We start from the raw sequence: 802 nt of genomic DNA on the forward strand, positions 1-802 counted from the left end.
AGCCGCAGCGGCGTGCCGCCCGGCGTCAAGCTGCGCAGCGGGCCGGTCGGTTGGCCCTGGGCGTCGAGCACGACCAGCAGGCCGCGATGCGTCGGGTCGGTGTCGCGGAACAGGCCATAGTCCAGCGCGGGTGCGCCGGCCGCCGCGCAGTCGCTGGCGTAGTGCAGCAGCGCGTACACGCCGTCGGCCTTGCGGTCCAGCGCCAGGCCCGGCAGCGCGCGCAGGTGGCAGCGTCCGTCGTCCAGGCGCAGCCGGTCGGCCACGTGGCCGGCGATGTCGGCCTCGCGCGTTCGCACCTCGCCCCAGCTCAGCTGGCCATCGGCGTTGGCGTCGAGCTCGAGCACGGTGTCGAGGTCGCGCAGCGCCACGTCGACCTGCAGTGCCAGCTTGCCGTGCGCATCGACGCCGGCGCGCAGGTAGGCGTCGCTGGCCTGGTGGGCTGAGGCGAGCAGCGGCACACCCAGGACCGACAGCCCCACCAGCAGCGCGCGCAGCCTGCGCATCGGTGCGCCGGTCATTGCGCGTTCCCGGCGGATGCCGGCTCCAGCCGCGCATCGCGCAGGCCGATCTGCCGCGCCAGCGCCACCACCTCGGTCTGCGCCGCCGCGTCGCCGGCGGCCGTGGCGGCGCGCTGCATCACCACGAAGTCGATCGCCTCGCGCTGCGATTTCAGGTTCAGGCGCGCCAGCGCCAGCGCGCGCGTAGGTGCCGCCTCGACGTCGAGAGCGAAGCGCGCCCGCTCGCGCGCATGGACCGCGACCGCCTCCGGTCGCAGGCCGGCCTGCGCATAGCGTGCGGCGAC

At 75.6% G+C, this 802-nt stretch carries 2 pseudogenes; both read right to left on the bottom strand.

Annotated features, from left to right (window positions below):
- Nucleotides 1–518, bottom strand: a pseudogene (locus x551_RS22855) (HupE/UreJ family protein); the annotation flags it as partial.
- Nucleotides 515–802: pseudogene (locus x551_RS26115) on the bottom strand (hypothetical protein); the annotation flags it as partial. The pseudogenes x551_RS22855 and x551_RS26115, both read right to left, overlap by 4 nt.

Origin of the sequence: Methylibium sp. T29, from assembly GCF_000576205.1 — a bacterium.
GTDB lineage: Bacteria > Pseudomonadota > Gammaproteobacteria > Burkholderiales > Burkholderiaceae_C > Methylibium > Methylibium petroleiphilum.